This window comes from Exiguobacterium sp. SH1S1, from assembly GCF_004337245.1.
Classification (GTDB): Bacteria; Bacillota; Bacilli; order Exiguobacteriales; family Exiguobacteriaceae; genus Exiguobacterium; species Exiguobacterium aurantiacum_A.
In genome coordinates this window covers 58,692-79,332 of the sequence record NZ_SJUZ01000006.1, presented here as the reverse complement: position 1 = coordinate 79,332, position 20,641 = coordinate 58,692, and the positions used below count along the sequence as shown (strand labels likewise).

The 20,641-nt window shown below is 47.3% G+C and carries 29 protein-coding genes; 15 read left to right on the top strand and 14 right to left on the bottom strand.

The window, feature by feature from the left end; translation table 11 throughout:
• Window positions 1–39: 39 nt before the first annotated feature.
• The 3 genes from EVJ23_RS11600 to EVJ23_RS11590 all read left to right on the top strand — a co-directional run bounded on the left by EVJ23_RS11600 (window position 40) and on the right by EVJ23_RS11590 (window position 2,884).
• The gene (locus tag EVJ23_RS11600; RefSeq protein ID WP_016509555.1) at window positions 40–1,035 is read left to right on the top strand and encodes a helix-turn-helix transcriptional regulator; all 996 of its coding nucleotides are present in this window, start codon (window positions 40–42) and stop codon (window positions 1,033–1,035) included.
• A 221-nt stretch (window positions 1,036–1,256) separates the two neighbouring features.
• Window positions 1,257–2,117, top strand: a complete 861-nt coding sequence (locus tag EVJ23_RS11595; protein ID WP_131465084.1) for a metal-dependent hydrolase — start codon at window positions 1,257–1,259, stop codon at window positions 2,115–2,117.
• A gap of 8 nt (window positions 2,118–2,125) precedes the next feature.
• Entirely contained in the window at window positions 2,126–2,884 is a 759-nt protein-coding gene (locus EVJ23_RS11590; RefSeq protein ID WP_131465082.1) for a DUF817 domain-containing protein, read from the top strand.
• Window positions 2,885–2,920: 36 nt separating this feature from the next.
• On the opposite strand, the gene EVJ23_RS11585 is transcribed toward EVJ23_RS11590, so the two are convergent.
• Window positions 2,921–3,211, bottom strand: coding sequence for a hypothetical protein (locus EVJ23_RS11585; RefSeq protein ID WP_131465080.1), 291 nt, complete (start codon window positions 3,209–3,211; stop codon window positions 2,921–2,923).
• Between the two features lie 193 nt (window positions 3,212–3,404).
• Here EVJ23_RS11585 and EVJ23_RS11580 point away from each other — a divergent pair, with 193 nt between their 5' ends.
• From EVJ23_RS11580 to EVJ23_RS11565, 4 genes are all read left to right on the top strand, one after another.
• Window positions 3,405–3,821, top strand: coding sequence for a hypothetical protein (locus EVJ23_RS11580; protein WP_131470815.1), 417 nt, complete (start codon window positions 3,405–3,407; stop codon window positions 3,819–3,821).
• A gap of 365 nt (window positions 3,822–4,186) precedes the next feature.
• Window positions 4,187–5,047, top strand: a complete 861-nt coding sequence (locus EVJ23_RS11575) for an ABC transporter permease subunit (RefSeq protein WP_201739238.1) — start codon at window positions 4,187–4,189, stop codon at window positions 5,045–5,047.
• Window positions 5,047–6,105, top strand: a complete 1,059-nt coding sequence (locus EVJ23_RS11570; RefSeq protein WP_131465076.1) for an ABC transporter permease — start codon at window positions 5,047–5,049, stop codon at window positions 6,103–6,105. Before EVJ23_RS11575 ends, EVJ23_RS11570 begins: the two co-directional genes overlap by 1 nt.
• 62 nt (window positions 6,106–6,167) lie before the next feature.
• On the top strand, window positions 6,168–6,401 hold the full coding sequence (locus EVJ23_RS11565; protein WP_131465074.1) for a hypothetical protein: 234 nt from the start codon (window positions 6,168–6,170) through the stop codon (window positions 6,399–6,401).
• 85 nt (window positions 6,402–6,486) lie between these two features.
• On the opposite strand, the gene EVJ23_RS11560 is transcribed toward EVJ23_RS11565, so the two are convergent.
• From EVJ23_RS11560 to EVJ23_RS11545, 4 genes are all read right to left on the bottom strand, one after another.
• Entirely contained in the window at window positions 6,487–6,906 is a 420-nt protein-coding gene (locus EVJ23_RS11560; RefSeq protein WP_131465072.1) for a DUF7674 family protein, read from the bottom strand.
• A gap of 85 nt (window positions 6,907–6,991) precedes the next feature.
• A complete protein-coding gene (locus EVJ23_RS11555; protein WP_131465070.1) occupies window positions 6,992–7,435 on the bottom strand; it encodes a hypothetical protein in 444 nt (147 codons plus the stop codon).
• A gap of 2 nt (window positions 7,436–7,437) precedes the next feature.
• Window positions 7,438–7,854: an NAD(+)--rifampin ADP-ribosyltransferase gene (gene arr / locus EVJ23_RS11550; RefSeq protein ID WP_131465068.1), complete on the bottom strand. Its 417-nt coding sequence runs from the start codon at window positions 7,852–7,854 to the stop codon at window positions 7,438–7,440.
• A gap of 131 nt (window positions 7,855–7,985) precedes the next feature.
• Entirely contained in the window at window positions 7,986–8,354 is a 369-nt protein-coding gene (locus EVJ23_RS11545) for a GNAT family N-acetyltransferase (protein ID WP_131465066.1), read from the bottom strand.
• A 180-nt stretch (window positions 8,355–8,534) separates the two neighbouring features.
• On the opposite strand from EVJ23_RS11545, the gene EVJ23_RS11540 reads away from it, so the two are divergent.
• Complete coding sequence (locus tag EVJ23_RS11540) at window positions 8,535–9,050, top strand: Rossmann-fold NAD(P)-binding domain-containing protein (RefSeq protein ID WP_131465064.1); 516 nt, start codon at window positions 8,535–8,537, stop codon at window positions 9,048–9,050.
• A 188-nt stretch (window positions 9,051–9,238) separates the two neighbouring features.
• On the opposite strand, the gene EVJ23_RS11535 is transcribed toward EVJ23_RS11540, so the two are convergent.
• Window positions 9,239–10,084 carry a GGDEF domain-containing protein gene (locus EVJ23_RS11535; RefSeq protein ID WP_071397477.1) on the bottom strand — a complete coding sequence of 282 codons (846 nt, stop codon included), beginning with the start codon at window positions 10,082–10,084 and terminating at the stop codon, window positions 9,239–9,241.
• A gap of 220 nt (window positions 10,085–10,304) precedes the next feature.
• Entirely contained in the window at window positions 10,305–11,042 is a 738-nt protein-coding gene (gene pyrH / locus EVJ23_RS11530) for a UMP kinase (RefSeq protein ID WP_071397478.1), read from the bottom strand.
• A gap of 139 nt (window positions 11,043–11,181) precedes the next feature.
• Between pyrH and EVJ23_RS11525 the strand changes: the two genes are divergently transcribed.
• Window positions 11,182–11,607, top strand: a complete 426-nt coding sequence (locus tag EVJ23_RS11525) for an NUDIX hydrolase (protein ID WP_131465062.1) — start codon at window positions 11,182–11,184, stop codon at window positions 11,605–11,607.
• A 3-nt stretch (window positions 11,608–11,610) separates the two neighbouring features.
• On the top strand, window positions 11,611–12,522 hold the full coding sequence (locus tag EVJ23_RS11520; protein ID WP_131465060.1) for an alpha/beta fold hydrolase: 912 nt from the start codon (window positions 11,611–11,613) through the stop codon (window positions 12,520–12,522).
• Window positions 12,523–12,602: 80 nt separating this feature from the next.
• On the opposite strand, the gene EVJ23_RS11515 is transcribed toward EVJ23_RS11520, so the two are convergent.
• The 7 genes from EVJ23_RS11515 to EVJ23_RS11485 all read right to left on the bottom strand — a co-directional run bounded on the left by EVJ23_RS11515 (window position 12,603) and on the right by EVJ23_RS11485 (window position 17,075).
• Entirely contained in the window at window positions 12,603–12,797 is a 195-nt protein-coding gene (locus EVJ23_RS11515; protein ID WP_201739237.1) for a hypothetical protein, read from the bottom strand.
• A 71-nt stretch (window positions 12,798–12,868) separates the two neighbouring features.
• Entirely contained in the window at window positions 12,869–13,507 is a 639-nt protein-coding gene (locus EVJ23_RS11510; protein WP_131465058.1) for a hypothetical protein, read from the bottom strand.
• 84 nt (window positions 13,508–13,591) lie between these two features.
• Window positions 13,592–14,815 (bottom strand): MFS transporter, encoded by a 1,224-nt coding sequence (locus tag EVJ23_RS11505; protein WP_131465056.1) that lies wholly within the window; start codon window positions 14,813–14,815, stop codon window positions 13,592–13,594.
• Between the two features lie 115 nt (window positions 14,816–14,930).
• Complete coding sequence (locus EVJ23_RS11500) at window positions 14,931–15,404, bottom strand: hypothetical protein (protein ID WP_236641235.1); 474 nt, start codon at window positions 15,402–15,404, stop codon at window positions 14,931–14,933.
• A 53-nt stretch (window positions 15,405–15,457) separates the two neighbouring features.
• Window positions 15,458–15,874 carry a group-specific protein gene (locus EVJ23_RS11495; RefSeq protein ID WP_131465052.1) on the bottom strand — a complete coding sequence of 139 codons (417 nt, stop codon included), beginning with the start codon at window positions 15,872–15,874 and terminating at the stop codon, window positions 15,458–15,460.
• 285 nt (window positions 15,875–16,159) lie between these two features.
• Window positions 16,160–16,444, bottom strand: coding sequence for a hypothetical protein (locus tag EVJ23_RS11490; RefSeq protein ID WP_131465050.1), 285 nt, complete (start codon window positions 16,442–16,444; stop codon window positions 16,160–16,162).
• Between the two features lie 175 nt (window positions 16,445–16,619).
• Window positions 16,620–17,075, bottom strand: coding sequence for a helix-turn-helix transcriptional regulator (locus tag EVJ23_RS11485; protein ID WP_131465048.1), 456 nt, complete (start codon window positions 17,073–17,075; stop codon window positions 16,620–16,622).
• A gap of 174 nt (window positions 17,076–17,249) precedes the next feature.
• On the opposite strand from EVJ23_RS11485, the gene EVJ23_RS11480 reads away from it, so the two are divergent.
• From EVJ23_RS11480 to EVJ23_RS11460, 5 genes are all read left to right on the top strand, one after another.
• On the top strand, window positions 17,250–17,549 hold the full coding sequence (locus EVJ23_RS11480) for an SMI1/KNR4 family protein (protein WP_131465046.1): 300 nt from the start codon (window positions 17,250–17,252) through the stop codon (window positions 17,547–17,549).
• A gap of 11 nt (window positions 17,550–17,560) precedes the next feature.
• Window positions 17,561–18,136 (top strand): hypothetical protein, encoded by a 576-nt coding sequence (locus EVJ23_RS11475; protein ID WP_131470814.1) that lies wholly within the window; start codon window positions 17,561–17,563, stop codon window positions 18,134–18,136.
• Window positions 18,137–18,279: 143 nt separating this feature from the next.
• Window positions 18,280–18,648 (top strand): PH domain-containing protein, encoded by a 369-nt coding sequence (locus tag EVJ23_RS11470; protein WP_070327279.1) that lies wholly within the window; start codon window positions 18,280–18,282, stop codon window positions 18,646–18,648.
• Window positions 18,649–19,336: 688 nt separating this feature from the next.
• Window positions 19,337–19,624, top strand: coding sequence for a hypothetical protein (locus EVJ23_RS11465; RefSeq protein ID WP_131465042.1), 288 nt, complete (start codon window positions 19,337–19,339; stop codon window positions 19,622–19,624).
• A complete protein-coding gene (locus EVJ23_RS11460) occupies window positions 19,602–20,354 on the top strand; it encodes a hypothetical protein (protein ID WP_131465040.1) in 753 nt (250 codons plus the stop codon). Before EVJ23_RS11465 ends, EVJ23_RS11460 begins: the two co-directional genes overlap by 23 nt.
• Window positions 20,355–20,641: the final 287 nt, after the last annotated feature.

The following is a 20,641-nucleotide window of genomic DNA, read 5'->3' as shown; positions in this document are numbered from 1 at the left end:
ATACATCATACATATAGAGAACTGAAAGGGGATTAAACCGTGAACAACCGAGAACGGTTACTCGAGGTGAGACGGTTTTTCGAACGCCACACAGATGACAATCATCCAAAGACGTTAGAAGACTTGCTCGAATATTTATCGACAATTGGAGATACTTCTAAGTTAGCAAAAAAATCGGTGAAAGACGACATTCAAGCATTGACCGATTCGGGGTTCGAGGTGCAGGATGAGCTTGAAAAGAACGGTCTCGCCAAAAAATACTGGCATTCGGCCCGTCTATTTGAAATTCACGAGCTTCGCATGATGGTCGATGCGATCGTCGCGGCCAAGTTCATCTCGGAAGATGTGACGGAAAGTATCGTCGAGAAGCTCCAGAAGCTGACGAGCATCCCGGAAGCAGAGACGCTCCAATCGATCATCAAGACACCGAAGAAAAAGCATGGACAGATCCCGTACCATATCGACCGCATCCAACGGGCGATCCAAGAACAGAAGGCGATCTCGTTCCAATACACGGACGTCGTCGGCTTTGACGTCACGAAACGCACGTTCCCGCTCCGCCGTGACGGCGAGCGCTACGTCGTCAATCCGATCGACCTACACTGGAACCATGAGCAGTACTATTTGATCGGCATCGATGAATCGATCGGGGAGATTCGCAACTACCGTGTCGACCGCATCGTCAATTCACAGATCGTCGAAGACGACACGCCGCGCCTGAAGCATCATCTGGCGGACGATTACTTTCAAAAGTCGTTCAACATGTATAACGGGCTCGATGAGGAGATCATTCTTGCCGTCGATGAGCGGGTGCTCCCGGTCATCTTCGACAAGCTCGGGGAAGATGTATCGATCACACGTGAAGAGGAACGATTCCTCATCCGCTTCGACGCGGCCGTATCAGACGGTTTCGTCTTCTGGCTCCTGTCGCTCGGCACGCAAGTCGAGGTGCTCGAACCGGTCACGCTGCGCGACCATATGCGTGAAACGATTGAGTCGATGGCAGGCCGTTACGCCAAGGCGAGCATCCACTAAAACGATTGATTTGAAACTGTGATATACTGCTTGCGACACTTGTAGAAGGGGGACAGGCGGATGTTGAATTGGATGCCTTTGATCATTCCGATTGTCGCTGTCATTTTTGTCGCCGTCGTCGCAAGACGCGCCATGAAAATGGACCAAGAGAAATAAAGCACGGACGGACATCCGCCTCGCGATGAGGGGGATGTCTTTTCAAAACAGAAAGAAGGTGTTACATGGATACGATCACACATACGTTGTTCGGTTTGACGCTGTACGGGGCGGCCGATAAGCGTGAACTTCAAAAAAACGAAAAGCGGGCGCTGTTCGTGACGACGCTCGTCGGGAGTCAAATCCCGGACAGTGACGTCATCTCGCGGCTATGGGACACGGAAGGGATGTATCAGATGTGGCATCGCGGCATCACCCACTCGATTTTCCTCGTGCCGCTGTTCGCGTTACTGATTTACATACTCGTCCGCGTACTGTTCAACGTGACCGATGTCCGCTATTTCTGGTGGGCGTTCTTGTCCGTTTTCATCCATAATACGGCCGATTTGTTCAACGCCTGGGGGACCGGTTATTTCGAACCGTTGTCCGACGTCCGGGTCACGTTCGGCGTCATCCCGATCGTTGACTTCGTCTATTGGGGGATTTTCCTCGTCGCTTGGCTGATCGCGCGTCGGGCGGACGTCCGGCACACGGTGTATCGCTACGCCTGGGCAGCGATTGTCGTCCACGTCTTGATTCAAAGTGCGCAGGGTGCGTACTTGTATCAGACGTACGCCGCCGAGCATGAAGAAGTGGCACTATCGGCCTCGTTCATCCCGACCCAGTTCACGGTCGTTACGAAAACGGACGAGAGCGTCTCGATCTTCAGTGACTCGATCTACCAGACACCTGAGCTCGAATACGAGCTGACGAGCGCGGACGATGCCGACTTGACGCCGCTGTTTGATGAGAATAAAGAAGCGATCACGCTCAAACAGTGGTCCCCGTTCGTTGTCGTCGTCGAAGAGGATGAACGTCTCGGTCTATACGATCCGCGTTTCTTTGACGGCGAGTCGTCATTCCTCTATGAATACATCGAATTGTAGGTGACATCATGCGACGGCTACGTTATTTGTTCATCTTCGGTTACGAACAGGCGCTCAGTTGCATCTTCCCGGTTGCGATCTTCGGCGCGCTCGCGCTGACGAAATGGCTCGACTTTCCGCTGCCACGCTATGACGTGCTGCTCATTTGGTGTCTGCTCGTCCAAGTCGTGCTCGTCAAGACAGGGCTCGAGACGATGGAAGAACTGAAAGTCATCAGTTGGTTCCACGTCATCGGTCTCGGCCTCGAACTGTTCAAAGTACAGATGGGGTCGTGGAGCTATCCCGACGAGGCGCTGACGAAACTTTTTGGCGTCCCACTTTACGCCGGCTTCATGTACGCGAGCGTCGGCAGTTACGTCGTCCAGTCGTGGCGCCGGCTTGATTTGGAGTTTCTCAAAATGCCGCCGCCGCTGATCGCTTTCGGGCTCGGTATTGCCATCTACTTCAACTTCTTTTGGCACCATATTTGGCTCGATCTACGTTGGGTGTTGATCGGACTCGTCTTTCTCACGTTCGGTCGGGCCATCGTCACGTACCGGCTTGACGACCGCCGTTTCACGATGCCGGTCGTCCTAGCCTTCTTTTTGATCGCCTGCTTCATCTGGTTCGCCGAGAATATCGTCACGTTCTATAACGGCTGGGCGTATCCGAATCAGTTGAGCGGTTGGGCACTCGTCGACCTCGGCAAGTTGTCATCGTGGTTCTTGCTCGTCATCATCAGTATCTTGCTCGTGGCGTGGCAGAAGCGGCGTCAAGGTCTCTCGTGAAAAACGTGTGCAACCGGAATCGGTCGCACACGTTTTTTAGGTCGTTGGTTGTTTGGAGCGGGCAATCATATGGACGATGAATATATAAAGCGGGAACGTCAATACGAGCGCGATGATGACGAGTCCGATGGCGGGACTTGGCCAGGCTGCTTCGCTAGGAGCAGGGATGACACGCGTCCAGCCGTATGTGAACAGCGCCAAATAAGGGAGCCACAGGATATAGAGGAACAGGTTAAATGGTGAAGGTGCAAGGTGCTTTAAGCGTTTGATGATCAGACGTGCGAACAAAATGAGTGAAGCGAGACCAGTAATCGCTATGATAATCAAAGAAGCGTCACCCATAAGTAGGGATACTCGTCCGCTATTGGCGAGCAGTTGGATATTTATAAGTGAGGTGAGTGCCAGTAAGATTGATATTGATTGTAACTTGAGGAAGTGGGTCATAAAATACTCCTTAATCTGATAGGATGATGAAACATTGTTCAGCAGTGCTCGTATAATTATGAAAGAGGTGATCAAATTGGCGCAATTAATTGCGGCTTGGTTTGTCGGGTTTATGTGTGTGCTCTCGACGTTTGTGTATGTATCAAAATGGAGGAGCGAGCGTAAACTAATGAAATTGTTAGGTGCCGTATTCAGTGTTTTTATAGCCGTCGTTTGTTTTGTGATTGCCGTACCAGATACATACGATCGGGCCTTCGACCGTTATGAAACGGCGAGCGGAAATTGCTACGTCGTCGACAATCAGTCAAAACAAGGTGGCGTGACGCTCTGGTTCGAAGAGGAGTCCTACGATTTTCCAGAGATACCGGAAGACGTCGCATATGGCCCAGGCACGTTGTTTGCTTGCAACGTCACGTTGACGAAAGTGAACTCGACTGGAGTTGACTATATGTTAAAATCTGAAGATGGCAAAACTCTCTTTTCAACATACTAAAGTATTCTTCTGATGAGAAGGATACTTTTTTTAAACGATTTTCTGCCATTCATCTTACTAAATTCAATTATCATCTGGAATCTATTTTTCCAATAAAGATATAGTGGGAATGGAATGGATGTCGCTGAGTTATAAAGAGCATTTATTTAATGCGAAAACTGTCGAATCAAATGACTAGTTAAATTCCTGAAATTTTCCGAATATTGTTTTTATTCATAAATAATTATGATAAAATCATAACAGTGTAAATGGAGAATTTTTACTTTAAGGTGAGTGATATGCTCTATTTTGGAATTGGTTCTTAAATCTATATGTAAAATCGAAACGGTTATGAGATTGTACTTTTTTTGAAAGGAGAGAATCGGATGAATTTGCTTGCTCGAAAATCGGCTCAGTTTTTCATCACACTGTTTGTGTTGATTGCGATCAGTGCTTTGCCGTCACTCGTCGTGCAGCTCGAGTTCGTGCCATCGAATTACTGGAACGGGCTGCAACAACAATTTAGTCAGTTGGCGAAACTTGATGAGATTACATACTTCAACGTAACCGCGCAACGAGAATTACCGTTATTGCCTGCACTCGGTCCGCTCATGAAAGAGACGGTCATCATCTTTATGACGTCGCTTGTCGTTTCGGTCGGGTTCGCTCTTCTGTACGCTTATTTCTTTTATCGAAGCGGGAAGCGCGTGCGCACGGTGCTCCAACAATCGAGCCAGACGCTCGAGATGATCCCGGATTTATTTTGGCTCATCTTCTCGCAATACCTCGCCATCACGATTTACAAGAAGACGGGGTTTGATCGGATTGAAGTCGCAGGCGGGTTTGCCGAATACATACGCTTTTTGCCGATTGTGACGTTGACGCTCACCATCCTGTTCTTCTTTCTCAAATGGTTGACGAAACACATCCTTGAGGAGGAAGCGACGCTGTTTCTCGAGCTAGCGCGGGCCAAAGGCGTCCGACCGGCCGCCCTGTTCTGGAGACACTTGCTCCCGAATTTGGTGTATCGCTTCTATCTCTTTTTCCGCTCGAACCTAATTACGGTATTATCAAGTCTTTTAATCATCGAATATTTATTTAACGTTCAAGGGATTTTCCGTTTCGTCGTCTATAATCCTGTCATGCCGATCCTACTTGTCATTTTGTTGGTCGTCTATATCCCGATCTTTATATTGGATTTACTGGCGGAATGGCTCATCCCGAACGCCTGGAAAGGAGGTATTTGATGCGTCGTACGCTACTGCGTGACCCGATTTTCATCATAGGGTTCGTGATTTTTGCCAGCTTGCTGTTACTCAGTATCGGCAATACCGTATTCCGCGATGGCCAAGTCGATCAATTCCTGAACCGTTACTCCGACGAAGGTCGATTGATTGGCATCCCGCCACTCGAACCGTCGAAAGATCAATGGCTCGGAACCGACCGGGCCGGGAACGACTTGTTCCAGATGATGATTGAAGGCTTTAAATGGACGGTCGGCATTTGTGCGACCGTCGCACTCGTACGGATGGCGCTCGGCCTATTGGTCGGGATCCCACTCGCATTTCGCGGGGCACGCTTGAACCGAATCTTCAAAATGGTGTTAGATGGATTCTTGATTCTGCCTATCTCGTTGTTGGCCATGATGATGTTATTCCCGTCCTTTTTCTTCGCGGACTCGACGATGGTGCCGCCGTTATTAGACCGCGTAACCCTACAGTTGACGGTGTTCGTGTTGCTCGGTTTGCCTGCCGTCACGCTTTATCTGATAACAGAAGTCCGGCAGTTGCTCAAACAAGAGTTTATGATCGTCGCTGAGACGTTAGGAGGCAGCGTCTGGCATCGGACGAGGCGGCACCTGTGGCCGCACCTCGTCCCGACGTTGGTCATTGTCTTCATGCAGCAATTCGTGCAAACACTGATGTTGCTCATTCATCTATCCTTATTCGGTGTCTTTTTCGGGGGAACCGTCTTCCTGTTTGAAGGGGTCAGACCGACACTGTTTGAATGGTCGTCGATGTTCGGTTTCTATTTCACGCAGTTCACGGCAATGACTTGGATGACGAACCATATGTTCCTCGTTCCAGCCCTCGGGCTGTCCATGCTCGTCTTTCTCAGTAACTTGTTGACGAGTCGACTCGAGCGGGCATTCCGATTACGACGTCAAAAATCAGTCGTCACCGATGACACGACGTCTCAAGCCGAGGCGGCAGCAGCAACGCTTGCGGATCCGTTCACGCTCGTTCATGCGAATGCCTCGTTTCAACAGATGAATCAAAAGAAAGCGGATGACATCAAGTACTGATGCCATCCGCTTTCTTAATTAATGTCTGATTATCGTAAGAAAACATAGGGAGGTTGAAGATGATGAGCACGAAATCGCTTACGCTCATTTTTATCTCAGTGTACATACTAATGAGCCTTCCTGCCATGTTAGGGATTGGCTATGTGATTGATTGGATTCCAGAAACAACGCTATTAGAAAAAATAAAGGGACACGTGATTGAAGGTCTTGTGAATAACTATCTTTTCAAAATGGTTGTTTCAGGAGTTGTCAGTGTATACAGCCACTCCCACTTCTATATAGGTTGTGAACGGTGATGATATACGATTCACAATGAAGTATTGTATTTGATTAAAGAGTAGAAACGATCGAATTCAAAAACGATCTTCCGCTAGAAATAATTTATCTCTCGGGACCTCCAACGGATTTGGTTTTGCCGTCCCAAAAATCATTTAGATGATTCCACCATTTCAATGATTCTCGGTGTAAATATGGATTAAAAACACTCGTATCTCTTCCACTGTATAATAATTTATTTTGTAAATCTTCTAATAACCCAATTGTCGCAGCTTCCTTAACGTAAGCATCGCCAGTTGTAAGTAGCAATTCAATTACATCAAACACAGCTGAAAACTCATTCAACTCATTTTGTTTGTACGAGTCAACGACGTGCGTAGCGAAATCGGCAAAATCGATATATAGTAATTGTTCATCTCCAGTCTCGTAATTGTCCTGAATATACGAATCCCATCGTTTTTTATAAGAAGGACATGCTTGGAGAAACAGTTCCATGACTTCGCCTTTAGACACTTCTTCTTTCATTTTCACACCCTCCTTTTTAAGACACAATTAAAACAGACATTGTCGATGCGTCATCACCCTCACAGGTGATTGTCACAATGATTGTTTACTCATCATAATGCGTTTTAAATTGTGCCATCCATTTATCGAGTGTGTCATAGTCTATGTTTCCTGACTTTGCCGTGTGAAAGAAACCGTGGTACCTGAGCGTCGTCTCGCTATTGATGATGAATTCATCGAGCTCGTCCCCGTCCTCATCGTATAATGTGACACGGTACGAGTACCCCATATAGCCGAAGCTAGGTTTTCCTTTTTGAAACGTGATGTCATTCAGATTACGCATGATGGAGTCGATGTCACGCCGCTCGCTTAGTGAGACCTCATAGCCGCTCTGACCGTCAAACACATGGATACGGGACACATCCAACGGGGACGTCGTGATGACCCGCTGCGGGATATACGTCGTCGCGTACAGCAGCCCGAGTACGAGACAAGCGATTGCAAGACGTTGGCGTTTCGTGTGTGGTTTCTTTAAAGGATTTTCCCACATGTTCAATCGTCAATCACATCTTCTCCAGCTTGCCGCAGTTTCTCAAGCGAGACGAGCATGTGCGCAATCACTTCGTCAGGATGACGTTCCCAAGCACTGAGTTCGGCGACGACTTTGAGCGGGGCGCTCGAGCGGTACGACCGTGTCGGGTTTCCTGAAAAGCGCTTGTCGGTCAGGTTCGGGTCGTTCTCGAAGTCACCGGTCGGTTCGATGAGATAAATGCGCTCACGAGCATCTCCGCTCGCCAGCTCGGCTCCCCATTTGGCGGCGTCGAGCGTCGCCGTGAAGTAGATATAGTTCGACTGTTTGTCTTGGTAGTTCGAATCGCGTCGCGGCTCAAGGAGTTCCCCAAGCTTCAGTTCGGCTTTCGTCCCGTGAAAGAACGGGCCCAGGTCGAGCGGTTTCGTTTCGTTCGTCATGTGGCATCTCTCCTTTGTTTCGTGTCTTCCCAGTATAGTGGTTGAAATTAGGAGAAGATAGTCTGTTTTTGGTTACGGAATCACGATACAATGAGGCTAGGAAGAGCGGATCGCTCTTCCCTTTTCCATATCTACAATTGTTTCCGGAACGAATAGCTGGTGATGGCGTAGCCCATCTTGTCCGTATAAAAGCGGTGCGCATCGGTCCGGGCGAGCCCAGACTCGAGCGCGACACATGTCGCGCCACAATCATGAGCGTACTCGTGAACGAAATGAAGCAACATCTCGCCGTATCCGTTTGAACGATGCGCGGTACTCGTGACGAGGTCATATATGTAGACGTGCTTCCCGAGATACAGGTTGACGCGTACCTCGATGCCGGCTAATGACACGATGTCGTCGTCAGCATATAATGCATGCAGCTCATACCCTTGTGGCCGCATTTTGGCGACGAGGTCTCGATACGACGCGAGGGTCAGGTCGGGCCGGAGCTGGTTCATGACAGCGAACGATTGGTCGAGTGCGAACGGCGTCTCGATCGGTTTGATCGAATAGATGGTAGATTGAATTGGAATCAGTCCTCCTTGACTTGAGGTGAGTGCTATCGTTCAGTTCGCTTTTATAATCCACTATTCCTGTTCGAACGTGGAAAACGAAATGAATCGAGAGGAAGGGAAACAATGAAGCATGCGTTGGTTATTGGCGGCAGTGGGATGCTAAGAGAGACGGTCCTTTGGTTAGCTGACGTTGGGTACCACATGTCGGTGATCGGCAGGGATGAGGCGAAGATGGGGCAATTGATTCCTCGCCGCCCTGACCGCTTGTCGGCCATATATGTGGATTACCATGACAGCGTCCAAATGGCAGATTCGGTGCGACAAGCGATTGCCGAACGAGGGGCGATCGACCTCGTCGTCGCCTGGATTCATTCGGACGCGCCTGACGCCTTGCCATGTGTCTTGAGAGAAGTTAGACATGATGCACAGCTGTTCCACGTCCTCGGAAGTCGAGCCCATCTTGAGGACGTGAAGAGCCGTTTGGTGCTACCGGACAAACTCCGCTACCACCAAGTGCAGCTCGGTCACATTACCGAGCATGGCGCAAGACGTTGGTTGACGCACGAGGAGATTGCCGGTGGCGTGATCATGGCGATTCAGGAGAACAAGTTGTGTCACATTGTAGGAGTTGTAGACTAACAAAACGAGTTATTCGTCATTTGATACAGCTAGGGATGTGGCAATATGGAAATTCTTATTGGTCAACCGAAGCTTGAACAACATCTACAGCAATTCATTCACCTCAAATGAATAGAACGTGCGATTACATATAAAAAACCTTGAATGACCACTTGTACCCAGTGATGATCATTCAAGGTCTTATAGTCTTATACGTCTAGGCTAGTTGCTGATGCTTTAGAGAGGATTTGCTCAACGACCGCATTGCAATTCTCTCGGCTCACTTCATAAAATGTATCCTCATACGTCAATCCAACGTGTTCGCCGCTCTGCAGTTCATATTGTTCAAGCAGCGGACGGATACGGTCATGGACGACTTGTGCCGCCGCAGGTGACGTATACGGGAAAATGATGGCGAACGTATCGTGTGCGACCCGGTATTTTTGATCGGTTCGTCTTGTCGCCATGTGGAGCTCATCACTGAAGTAATTCATGAACCATTCATATTCGGTCCGTCCATAACGTTCCTCGAAATGCGTGAACTCGTGCAGCTGGATAAACGAGACCGCGAAAGATCCACCGTGGCGGATGAGACGGTCTCGTTCTGAGTTGACGTCCATCCGAAACCGTTCGGCGTTGTCGAGCCACGTCTCGGGATCGACGGCGATCAGTTGCCGGGCCCGTTCTTCTAGCTCATGTCGTGACAACTGGACCTTCTTCACGAGTTGATGAATGAGGCCGGACAAGATAGACATGGTGAGGAGGAGAGCTGTATAGCTAAGCCCTTTCCAGTTGAAAAACTGAACTTCTCCTTCTTGATAGATAGGAGCGAACCACAAGAAGTAGACAAACAAGAATGCCAGCAAGGCGACAGAAAACGTCAATCCTGCCCGCATCCCAAAGGCGAGAGAGGCAATGACGATGATTGGTAAGATGACTAATCCGATGACTCCGACGTCACTCATCAAGAGTAGAGACACGTATAGGATGGTGCCGATGATGAGGCAAGAGATGAGCCCGAATAGTTTAATTGATTCTTGAGTCCATTGATTCATGATCATTCCTCTTTCTGTGTTCGTGTTGTCCCCAATTTTACATGAAGTATCAAGTATAGACTATACAGTTCGTTTTTGAGTGAACAACAGAAGCAGACAGACGATATTTCGAAATGGAGCGAGTGTGTTATTCGGCAGTTTTTAGACTTGATTGAGACGTCTAGGGCAAACCTGCTTAAACACCCGGTGACGCAAAGCTTGTCCTCGGATGTTTTGTCGTTTATTCCACGAAGACGGTGAGTCCGTCGTGGATTAGCGTACCAATCTTCTCACCCAAGCAGATTCGCTTCATCGCGTCCGTCTCTTTAAAATCGAAGACGTGCACCGGGAGTTGATTGTCTCGAGCAAGTAAGAGCGCCGATTGATCCATCACTTTCAAGTCATGGCGCCACACATCGTTGTAGTGCAGCGACGCATATTGTTTTGCCTCGCTCGTTTGATTCGGGTCTTGGTTGTAGACTCCGGAGATCCCATTCTTGGCGACGAAGATGGCGTCACAATTCATCTCGATTGCGCGTTGCACGGCCGGATAATCGGTCGACACGAACGGCTGTCCGTTCCCACCTGCAAAAATGAGAACGTAACCTTTCTGCAGATGGTTGAGTGCCTTCAGACGAATATACGGTTCGGCCATACTCGGAATCGGCATGGCCGTCATCACGCGAACTTCACGATTTGTCTTACTTTTTAAGACGCCTCGCAACATCAAACTGTTGATGACGGTCCCGAGTGTACCGATGTTGTCTGCCTCGACACGGTCGATGCCCCATACGTCCGCCTGGTTACCACGAAAGATGTTGCCGCCACCAATCATGAGCGAGACGTTGATGCCGAGATCGACCAACGACAGGACTTCGACCGCAATCTGGTCTAGCTTATGTTGATCGAAATTCGAGTTATCCTCGCCCGCTATTGCGGCTCCGCTTAACTTGATCAAAACATTTTGATAGTTGTTCATCTAGACACTCCCTTTCTGAATCCAAATCTTCAAAATTGTATAGTGTTTTCAATTATTTAGCAATACTTTTCGCTAATGAATGCTGTAAAGTTGATGGAAGGGTACTGAGTGGTGAATACGGTTTTGGGGGAGGGGACAGATGAGAACATGGATCGGGGCTGCGGCGATTTGTTTTGATCATCAAAAAGTGTTGCTCGTGAGAAATAAGGATGTGTTGGGATGGAGGGTTCCTTCCGGCGGCTTGGAGACAGGGGAAACACTCGACGAATGCTGTATCCGAGAGGTAAAAGAAGAAACGGGCTATTCGGTAGACACGGTAAAGAAATTATTGGTGAAAGAAAAAGAAAGTGACGGCTATCAAATTCAAACTCACTATTATCTTGTCGGACTTACAGATACGTTGGCGTCGAGCCAGATTGATCAAGATATTTCAGCTGTGCAGTGGGTGTCGATTGATTCAATGCATACAATCAGTCACCTCTACCAAGAAGATGTTCAAATTATTTTGGATACGTATGAGCGATTTCAAAATAAACTTGAAATCTATAAAATAAAAGCGAGGTGACTGATGAAGCGATTCGTAAACGTGTTCGGGAAGGAACTTGAAGTGATGACAAAAGGTGAGCACGGGTTTCCGATTGTCATCTTAACTGGGATGGGGTGCGCATTTGACGAATGGCACGAGGTCTCGGAAAAATTGAGTAAGGCGAACCGAGTGATTCTATATCATCGACCAGGAATCGGAAGAAGTGAGCTGAACGAAGGCAAACGTAACACGGAAGCAACCGTACGAGAACTAAGGGAACTTTTGGACGTCTTACAAATTACTGAGCCCTTCGTTTTATTGGGACATTCATATGGCGGATTGTGTGCGCAGCATTTCGCAAAACGTTATCCAAATGATGTGGCTGCACTTATTCTCATCGATTCCACATCACATGACCTGGACAGACTCGACACGTTAGATTTACCTGTCATGAACGATTTATCTTCAGACGAAGATTGGCTGAAACAATGCCAGGATTATGCGGAACGAACCGAAACTGAATTGACCGAATTGATACAGCCAACGCTAGCACCGAACCAATCAAAGTTGCCAGTGAACGTCCAAGCCGAATTAAAGGGATTTGTCTGTCGACCAAACTTGTACAAAGCGATGCTGGCCGAAGTCGAGAGTTGGTATGACGATGCCCGTCTGATCAAACGATTAGGTAACCTGTCAACCACACCTCTTTACGTGATTGGGCGCGACGCTGACTTCGAGGTAGACAGAGGGAAGGCGGACGGTCTGCCTGAATCAGAGTTAACGCTCTTGGAAGCAACGTGGCATCAACTCATCTGCGAACAAACCATGCTCTCGACAACTAGCAAGTTAGTGATTGCGGAACGGTCATCGCATGCCGTTCATTTAGATCGTCCTGACGTCATTATTGATGTGGTAGAAGAACACATGTATCAAATGACTCAAGCGTTAAAATAAGCCATTGTTGCCGCGACAGCTTAAAGAGAGCCGATTGAGAGTGAAGTCTCAATCGGCTTTTCTATTATTTCGATAAAAGATTAAGATGGTTTCTCCTCATATAAAACAGGCTCATACAGACCTTGTTTCGAACGTTCCAGCACAACGCGAACCGTGACCAAGCCGACAAGCAAGAAAGCTTGCGAGAAGGCGACATACGTCGAACGAATCCCGACATATTCAGCGAGGGGGCCGATGCCGAACGTCAACCCGATGATAAGGATGGATTCGACCACACTGATTACATATGATTTTTTAAAGTGCAAACGGCACATAGTACGTTGATATGATCAAATAAGGCATCAATTTATTTTGTCGTTTTTTGATTATCCCAAAAATCTCCATAGCTCACATCTAAAATAAGTGGCTCGAGCGCATGTAATGATTCTTTAGGATCAAGCCATTCCTCTATAAAATAGTCATAGTAGCGACCTGAGGCTATGGCTGCGCGTGAATTTTTATTTTCATACTCTAAAATAAGGTCCAGATTTTCTTCTAATTCTTCAAATTCATTTAATCCGTCCTCGTTTTTACCAATTCGTTCTTCAAACTCTTCAACAGAAAAACGCTTAACGATCTCCCAGTCTTCTGGCGTTGATCTTGCTTCTTCTGCCTCATAACGCGTAGCATATTGTTGGAACGGACGTTTCGTTTTAAATTCTTTCTTGTATAACCATTCATAAATTGTATACCAATGTTGAGACCATTTAAACAGCTTAAAGACTTGCCATTCTTCGTTTCGTGTTTCTTTTGGATGGCATATGATTTTCTTAACACCATCGCAAAACTCGACTACATAAATTAAATTACCCTGTATTGACTCATCTTCCATGAAATCTGACAAGCAAGTGTTTTTTTGTAATGCGAAAGTGAACAGATTTGCTTGCCTCCCAGTATCGGATTCTCGATAAAAAATTTCTACGCTTTTTATAATACGTATAGTCATTCAAGTTCCTCCAATTAGCATCTAATATATACTTTCTAATCCTTTAATACCTAGAGAATTTAGCAATTAGTATTTCACTAATTTTTATGCGACGTTCTCTTCAATCACCACCGGCTCGTACATTGCTCGTCTCGAGCGCGCTAGCACAACCCGAACCGTGACCAAGCCGACGAGCAAGAAAGCGAGCGAGAAGGCGACGATCGTCGAACGAATCCCGACATATTCAGCGAGTAGACCGATGCCGAACGTCAACCCGATAATCAAGATCGATTCCGCTACATTGATCACCCCGGAGAAACGGCCCATCAGGTCGGTTGGGACGTTGTTCTGATAAAACGATAAGAAGCCAGTGTTCGCGAACGACAGGGCGAACGTGAGGAGGAAGAACCCAATGGCCGCGAGTACGAACGATTCCGAGAAGGCGAAAATGAGATACCCGACGGGAGTCATCGTCGCTCCAAAACCTATTAAGAACGGTAGAGTCATTCGGGCGCTGAACGTCGCATTGATGATAGAGCCGGCGATAATCCCGGCTCCGGCGACACTGACGAGAAAGCCATAACGACTCTCCGAGAAGTCGAGCACTTGCGTCGCGAACGACGCCTCGAGCGAGTCGAGCCCAGACATGAAGATCGTCATGACGCAGAACAGACTGTAGACGAGCGTGACGTAACGCCGCGTCGACGCAAAACGGACGACTGTTTTCCAATCCTCGATAATCATGCGAAGACTGAACACTCCGACTTCATCTTTCGGGGTGAACAACGTCGGCAGGAGGGACAAGATACCGACAGAAATGAGGAGCGCTGCTGCATTCAACTGAATGGCGAGCGTCGGTGTGCCGATCATGAACAGGATTCCGGCGATGGCCGGCCCTAAAATGAAACCTGCCGACTGGACGAAGTTTTTCAAAGCGTTGAACCGTTGGCGGTCGCCGCTCGACACGAGCTTCGTCATATAGACGAGTGAAGCCGATTCAAAGATTGAGTTCGCAACGTTCAACGCGAAGACGAGCACGTAGATGATTGCGAGCGAGTCGATGAAGGCGAGGCTGAACACGACTGCTGCGCGGAGTGTGTCAAGCATTATCATCAAGCGTCGCGTGTCTGCACGGTCAATGACCGTACCTGACCAAAAGTTCGCGCAAAGGGCCGCGAGCGGGACGAGGATGTATAAAACAGACACGGCGAACGGTGACTGCGTCATGTCGAGGACGATCAAATTGAGGGCGATGAAATACACCCAAGCGCCCAAATTCGAGATACCGACGCCGGTCAGTAAGAGTAGCGGATGTTTCCAAGTGTGCATACAAATCGTCCCCGTTCAAATAAGATTTTGAACAGTATGTCACAAAAATGATTGTCATGCTAGAAAAATCAAATATTTTCTTTTTAATGGTTTGTATACTTTTGAATGCGTTGCATTAATTTTGGTTGTTGAGTAATTCGATTTTAAATACGCTCGTCATCCCCGATCGATCTTTCATCAGGATGACTGAGATTAAATCCTCTTCAGACAAGTCAGAGAGTTGGATGATTTTATCCTGTCGATAGATGCTTACGTGCTCTTTCACAATTTCATATCGAATCGTGCCTTGATCAGTTGCGTCATCGAACGACATCTTTTGCACTTCAATGGCATCGTCTTCAACTTCTCGTACCTCAGCATAAAATGTTTCAATGTCAGACGGTGAAAGGACCCAGACATCTTGTTCATACGCTTTGTAGGCGTCGGTGTATCCTGCAACATAACTAATCAAGACACTCACGACTATAGTGACGATGAATAAGACAATCGCAAGTTTATCAGGCGGTGCGATGGCGGCACCTTGGCCTGGATTTGATTGTACCGTGTTAGTTCGACGTCGTTTGTACACTGTGAAATAAATCGTTGCCATAGTTATGATATGAAGCAGAATGATAAATCCTACGACCAAATAAATCGGGAACATCATAGAGTATCCTGCTTTATATATACGTTCGCGTAATGGTCGGCGATATGTGAAGGGATGGCCTCGAGCGGCCCCGTCAATTGAGTGACAGAGGATAGATGATAAAACGTACTCGTCGTCTCGAAGTCGTCGAAACGATTCGCTGTGTCATAGACGAACAGTGGTACGTCCGCGCCGAGGGCGATCCCGAGTTCGACGTGGCTGCTCTTCCCGGCCGGCAGCAAGATGACGACAAAATCAGATGTACGAATCGCTTCGAATTCTTTAGCGCCGATGTCTCGCAAGTCCTCGATTGTCGCTGCTCGTTCATTCATGGTCCAATCGTATGTATGGGTGTGGCCTTGTTCGATGAAATGGTCCCGCAATTGCCGGACGTGATTGATGTTATAAAAACCGGACCCGATGTAAAACTTCATAAGTAGCCTCCTAAATCGTGTTCATGTTGTATGCGACGACTCGCCATAATAGAAATAGAAACGCGAGAGCATAGGTTGTGAGCAAGCCGATCCCGAAAGTAATGCCTTGTCGTCGCGTCCACTTTCGACTGTGGCATATGTGAAAGCTGAAACCGGTGGCCGAAATGATGAGCAAGGTGGCTGTACCGCCTATCCAGACGAATCCAGCATGCGTCCAGTTCGGAGCGAGTAGAAAGTAGGGAATGGCAATCAGCAGGCTTGAAGATCCGATGAGTTGCGCTCTTGTCATAGCCGTTCACGTGAAGCCGTCATTGCGACCTCGTGGATGATGAGTAACAGAATCGCGGTGAAGAAAGTGATCAATGAGACGTATTCCGCTCCGACGTTCAAAAAGAAGTTGAGGCCGAACAACGGGGACACGAATAGAATGTAGAGCGGGTATTGGATTGAAAATAAAGCGTCCAAAAGAAGGATGTCACGCATATACGTCTCGAAGCTGTTCAATGTGAAAACGGTGACACTCGCGAACAGGAGTGCCGTGATATAGAGTTTGGCAACTCGGTTTTTCATTATACACGTCCCGATCATACAGAGCACAAGCGCGACAGAAGCTATAGCATGGGGGAGGCGGATTGTTGCGTCGGGGAAGGTGGCCGACGGGATAATGTTCACTATTAACGCGATGACATAAACGACTGACAACGTCACGATGCATCTTTTATTAGTTTTCACAGTCCGACTCCTTTCATGCGTTACGAGCGAGTTTGGCCAACAGGAGTGTGGCTTCTTCTACGTCGAACGAGCTGTGCCACCGGACGTTTTGACGATCTAAAATCCGATAATGGCCGCTGATCAAGTTTTGTTGCAACACATAATTTCCATCTGTTGCGGTTTGCTTCCACCATACACGACCACCGAGTGTCTTTGACTTCGGTTCGTACGAGACGTCTTTGGCGATCAGTCTGACGAACTCGACTGGGTCGTCCCCGATTTCGCTCAAAAGAATCTCGCTGTCATTAAATAGGGCGCACAATGTGACGATCGTGCTCCAGTTGGCGATGGTCCGCTCTTTTTCGATTTGAATGAGCGTCTTTTTGGATAAGCCTAAGATGTCAGCCATCTCTTCTTGAGAATATTGTCGTTCAAGACGAATCGGTTTTACTTGTTTCGATACGAGTTGGATGAAATCCGATTTGTTCATCGAGCACCTCTTTGCTTGAAAGCATTAACCCTTTTCTAGGTGTTTTATTTACAATTAGTTACAAGTGTAATTTTACACTTAATGAGAGTGGTGTCAATGCAATTTCTCATTTCATGTATATAACTAGGTATCATTATTGCGATAAACTAGAGAAAGTTGGAGAGGAGAATGAGTATGACGAAAGAACAGTTGCTGGCGCTATTACCGACTTCCGAGACAGAAATAAAAATCGAGGACGTGGAAGGGCTAGCGCGTTTCGCATTTTTGAACGAACGCGACCGCTTCGACGGGGAAGAGCCGTGGCCAAATCATCTCCCCATCATCGGGTATGAAGACTTCCTCGGTGACCTCGTCTGTGTCGACTTGAAGACGAACGAAGTCGTCATTGTCGACCATGAGACAGGTGAACGTGTCGAACAAATCGTGCCTTCGTTTGAAGATTGGCTACGTTCAGCCGATGGCGACTCACCATGACATGTGAAGACGTGCTGAAATCACTCCTGACCGAAGAGCGTCCCGTCAGCATTACGACATTTTCGGGTGAGCGGTTTCATGCGACGCTGCTCACTTTCGAGGATGCTTCGCGTCTTACGTTCTCTCGGCTCGGGCAACGACTCGGATATGACGCTTCTGGTGACTGGCTCGTCTATGGACGGGATGAGACGCTCTCTTTATGGAATGAGACGACTGATCAAATCAAGTCGATTCGGACGCCGATTGAGATGGTGCTCGACATTGTGCCGACGAATCACCGGCTGATCGAGCTCTTCAAGCAGGTGAACCGTGGCGAGTTGACGCCAGACGAGCTCCCGAGGCGCCGAATCCCACCTTTACGAGAGGATCTTGTCGATTGGTTATCCGCTGTCCGTACAGGCGCGCTGACGTTAGAAAACGTCTCCGACTTGGCCGCACATGCATTATGGTGGACGGAAGACATGCACCTTGATGCGCGCGTGATGGCCGGATTGGCGTTTTTGCACGGAGTCGATTTTCAAACGGAGCCCGGTGTGTATCTGTATGAGGAAGAAGAACTCGGTTGGTGGCTACGATACCTTCGATAATTTCGAAATATGATGAGAACTTAAGTACTGACTTTATAGTTAGAGATCGTTCGATTGTTTGTTCGATAACTTCTTGAGTATGGATAAATTAAATTGTAAAATATAGTTAATTCTATAAAAATCAAGAAAAAGGAGAACTGTATATGTCTAACTCTTTAACGCAATTAACTTGGACTTTTAATTCTGAGTGTGAAGTCCCACAAGATGTTTCGGATTTACTTATTTCAGGAGAAAACCCGGTCGCAGCTTATAAAACTATTCGTGATGTTGCAATTTTCACAAACAAACGACTTATTTTACGTGACGCACAAGGGCTTAGCGGAAAGAAAGTGGAAATTTATTCACTTCCATATCATTCGATTAATATGTACTCGACAGAAAATGCTGGTGGAATGTTTGATTTAAACTCAGAGGTTCAGCTTTTTACAAAAGCGGGTACAATCAAAATCAATTTAAACAAAAAAGTGGATATTCGAAAATTTGATCGTTTAATAGCGGAAGCGATTTTATGATTAATTTCAGCTGAGGTAGTTTGCCTCAGTTTTTTAATTCATTTGAGAAATAGTGCTTAGAGCGTTAATCGTACCAAGTATAAAGTCATATCGTTTATCTATTGCAAGAATGAGCGCACGGTGAAAAACGTATGTATGATGATAACGATATAAATCAACATAAGAGTTAAATAAAGGCGAGGGTTGTCGTTCTTTTTGAAGTAGCGAATCGTGTATTCAGAGATGATTACGCTACATACAGGCGCAATCGCCAAGGTCATCATGAATGGCAAGAAGAGAAGATGATCAAAAGCTACCAAATCAAGGAGTGCACTGTCCCTTTCAATAAGTTTCACTTCAACTTTGAAATAAGATGTATTTAAAATGCAGTTCCAGGCTAAAAATGAGATAATTCCTATCAATCTTGTTCGCATAACACGACTCCCGTTAAACCAAATTTTAGATAATGATTACATAAATTATATGATAGGTTAAAAGTATAAACAAATTTATTATTGGTTCGTTGATGCGTTCATTCATCCATCAAATATTTAGAGCAGGGGTGAAATATGCGGTAACTATCTTATTCCAAGAACTTATCGGTTAAGATACGAATCGAGGTTTGCTTTATTGAAAGAACCATCGGGCGAAGATGTGCAACATTTCGAACGAATCTTGATGGGAGTCACTTCAAATCGGAGGGAATCACGTGGAGCTGCATTTGCCTAAGCGAATAAATCCGTTTTTCTGGTCGATGTTTCCGTTTGTTTTTGGGCTGGTCGGTTATTATCAAATTTTTATCAGTTGGGAGATTCCACAGTTTGGTTTTCGTGAGCTTGAAGACGTCTGGCGATTGGCTTTCATCCTATTCACGAGTTCCTGTGAGGCTGCCTGGATCATTGTCATTTTATGGATTGGGATTCAGTTGCTGAAAAAATGGTTTAAGTCAGCCAAACAAAAAGGAGTGAAACGCGATGACGATGAGCGGATCACATAACCGGTTACTTGATGCCGACTTGTGGAGCGGGACACTCATCACGCTGCATCAAGCAGACGACGCTGCCATCGTGACGTGGCGAGGCGAAGAAATAAAACTCGCACTCGCATTGACAGATCCGTTCATTCGCGTGATGGATGAAACCACATTTGTGCTTGTCGACTTCACACGCGATAACTTGCGACCAAACGCCTGGGTCGTTCGAGCGGACGGTTCCATCGAGACAAGTTTTCACGCCGGTACGTTTATCGCGTCCATCGTCGTCGATGAGTCTTGTATTTGGGTCGGCTATGGAGATGAGGGAATCTTTGGCGAGGGGATATCGACCGAGGCGCTCGTCTGTTTCTCAAGAAGCGGGTACGTCTTGTTTCGTTATAACCACGACACGCGTAAAGCCCCGATTATCGTCGACTGTGAGTTGATGATCACGACTGCCTCTGGCGTGTGGCTTTGTCCGTCCATTTGGTATGCCTTGATTCATCTCCATCGTGACGGTCGACTCGTCACATACCGGGCGCCGAAGATGCTCCATGACAGCGAGGCGATGACGATTGAGGGCGAGACCGCGTATTTCGTGAAAGAGGGCGTACTGTATCGCTGGGCGTTCGGTCTGCGGGAGAAGGTGGTCGAATGTGGACAGCTTTCAGGAAAACTACGAGGCGCCCACGATAACGAAGGTGCCGGTTTTCTTCAAATCGAAGGGACGGATGTCACGTTCGTTTGTGTATGAATGGTACTTTTACCCGATTAAAGACGAGCGGTTTTTCAACAAGACATGGGACGACATCATCCGGGCGAACACGAATTGACGTGACGGGTTGTTGTTATTTCAACGCGTGAGCTTCCACTCGCATGCCAAGTGGAAGAATGGGCGAGCTATCCTCTGATTGAGTTGCCGTTTGAATTGTTATGCGGACTGGTCGATCGATTTGGAAGGGGTGGAGTCCATCCTGAGGCAATCATCGATTATATAGAAAACGATATAGGTTTATGATATTTCACATACCGCAAACGTTC